The sequence below is a fragment of the Acidovorax cavernicola genome (assembly GCF_003581445.1).
Genome location: NZ_QXMN01000139.1, coordinates 1 through 2,511, shown reverse-complemented (window position 1 = coordinate 2,511; position 2,511 = coordinate 1). Strand labels below are relative to the sequence as shown.

General features: G+C 67.5%; 2 protein-coding genes. One reads left to right on the top strand and one right to left on the bottom strand.

What is annotated here, in order from left to right; genetic code table 11:
* Positions 1 to 1,311, top strand: a 1,311-nt coding sequence (locus D3H34_RS31715; protein WP_119558767.1) for a SpoVR family protein, incomplete at its 5' end; no start/stop codon positions are given.
* 27 nt (positions 1,312 to 1,338) lie between these two features.
* On the opposite strand, the gene gabT is transcribed toward D3H34_RS31715, so the two are convergent.
* Positions 1,339 to 2,511, bottom strand: a 1,173-nt coding sequence (gene gabT / locus D3H34_RS31710) for a 4-aminobutyrate--2-oxoglutarate transaminase (protein WP_119558766.1), incomplete at its 5' end; no start/stop codon positions are given.

Sequence of the window (2,511 nt, the reverse complement as noted above, 5' to 3'; positions counted from 1 at the left end):
GGCAAGGACTACCTCGCGACCGAGCGGCGCTACCGGCGCGGCCACATGGGGCTGGCCTACGAGATCGTGATCAACTCCAACCCCTGCATCAGCTATCTGATGGAGGAGAACACCACGGCCATGCAGGCGCTGGTGATCGCCCATGCCGCCTACGGGCACAACAGCTTCTTCAAGAACAACTACCTGTTCGGCATGTGGACCGATGCGGGCAGCATCATCGACTACCTGGTCTACGCGCGCGACTTCGTCGCCCAGTGCGAGGAACGCCACGGGCTGGACGCCGTGGAGCAGTGGCTCGATTCCTGCCATGCGCTTTCCAACCTGGGCGTGGACCGCTACCGCCGCCCGAGCAAGAAGAACCTGGCGCGCGAACGCGCCGAGCGCGAGCAGCGCGAAGCCTATGCCCAGCAGCAGGTGAATGAACTGTGGCGCACGCTGCCCACGCGCCCGGGCCGGGAAAATGCGGCGCAGGCCAGCGAGCGCTTTCCCAAGGAGCCCGAGGAAAACCTGCTGTACTTCGTCGAGAAGAACGCGCCGCTGATGGAGCCCTGGCAGCGCGAGATCGTGCGCATCGTGCGCAAGATCGCCCAGTATTTCTATCCGCAGCGCCAGACCCAGGTGATGAACGAAGGCTGGGCCACGTTCTGGCACTACACGCTGCTCAACACCATGTACGACGAGGGCTGGCTCACCGACGGCGTGATGATCGAATGGCTGTCGTCGCACACCAATGTGATCTACCAGCCGCCGGCGGGGCACCGCGCCTACAGCGGCATCAATCCCTATGCGCTGGGCTTTGCGATGTACCGCGACATCCGGCGCGTCTGCCAGGATCCCACCGAGGAAGACCGGCGCTGGTTCCCCGACATGGCCGGCACGCCCTGGCTGCCGGCGCTGCACCACGCGATGCAGAACTTCAAGGACGAGAGCTTCGTCGGCCAGTACCTGAGCCCGCAGCTGATGCGCGACATGCGCCTGTTCTCGATCTACGACGACGCCAGCGAGCCCGAACTGCTGGTCAGCGCCATCCACGACGACGACGGCTACCGCATGCTGCGCCAGACGCTGTCGCACCAGTACGACCTGGGCGCGCGCGAGCCCAACATCCAGGTCTGGAACGTGAACCTGCGCGGCGACCGCGGCCTGACGCTGCGCCACACGCGCCACCAGGGCCGGCCGCTGAACGACGATGTGCAGGAAGTGCTCAAGCACGCGGCGCGCCTTTGGGGTTTTGGCGTGCAGCTCGAAAGCGTCAACGGCGACGGCGAGTCGCCCGTGCTGGTGCACTCGGTGCCGGGGCCGTCGGCCTGAGCCAGCGGCCTAATTCAGCGGCCTGATTCAGCGGCCCTGGATCACGTCGTCGAGGATGTCCAGCGCGCGGTTGAACAGCGCATCCTCTATGGTCAACGGGTAGAGGAAGCGCAGGACGTTGCCGTACAGCCCGCAGCTCAGCAGCAGCAGGCCCTGGGACAGCGCGGCCTGCAGGATGGCGCTCACGCGCTCGGCATCGGGCAGGCCGGTGCCGGCCTTGCGGAATTCGACCGCGACCATCGATCCCAGGCCGCGCACTTCGGCGATTCCCGCATCCGCGGCCTGTAGTGTCTTGAGGCGCGCCTGTAGCCTGTCGCCCAGCGTCTGGGCGCGTGCACAGAGCTTTTCGTCCTCGATGATGTCGAGCACCGCATGCGCCGCGGCCACCGACAGCGGATTGGCCGCGTAGGTGCTGCCCAGGCCGCCGGGTGGGGGCGCGTCCATGATCGCGGCGCGGCCGACCACGCCCGCCAGCGGCATGCCGCCGCCCAGGCTCTTGGCCATGCAGATCAGGTCGGCGTGCACGCTGTGGTGCTGCATCGCGAACCAGCGGCCCGTGCGGCCGAAACCGGTCTGCACTTCGTCGGCGATCAGCAAGATGCCATGGGTGTCGCAGAGCGCGCGCAGGCTTTCGAGCAGCGCGGGCGGTGCGGCGTAGAAGCCGCCTTCGCCCTGTACCGGCTCGATCAGGATCGCGGCGACGCGCTGCGGGTCCACATCGGCCTTGAAAAGCCGGGCCAGCGCGGCCAGCGCATCTTCCACGCTCACGCCCAGCGCCGTACTCGGGAAGGGCAAGTGATAGACCTCGGGCAGCATGCTGCCGAAACCGGCCTTGTAGGGAACGACCTTGCCGGTCAACGACAGCCCGAGCAAGGTGCGCCCGTGGAAGGCGCCGCTGAACGCGATCAGCGCCGAGCGGCCCGTCGCATGGCGCGCGATCTTCACCGCGTTCTCCACCGCTTCGACGCCCGTGGTGAACAGCGCGGTCTTGGCCGGGCCGGCAATGGGCGCGAGCGCATTGAGGCGCTCGGCCAGCGCGATCGCGCTCTCATAGGGCACGACCTGGAAGGCGGTGTGCGTGAAGCGCGCGAGCTGCTGCTCGATCGCCGCGACGACCCGGGGATGGCGATGGCCGGTGTTGAGCACCGCGATGCCGGCCGCGAAGTCGATGTACTGCCGGCCTTCGGTATCGGTGATCAG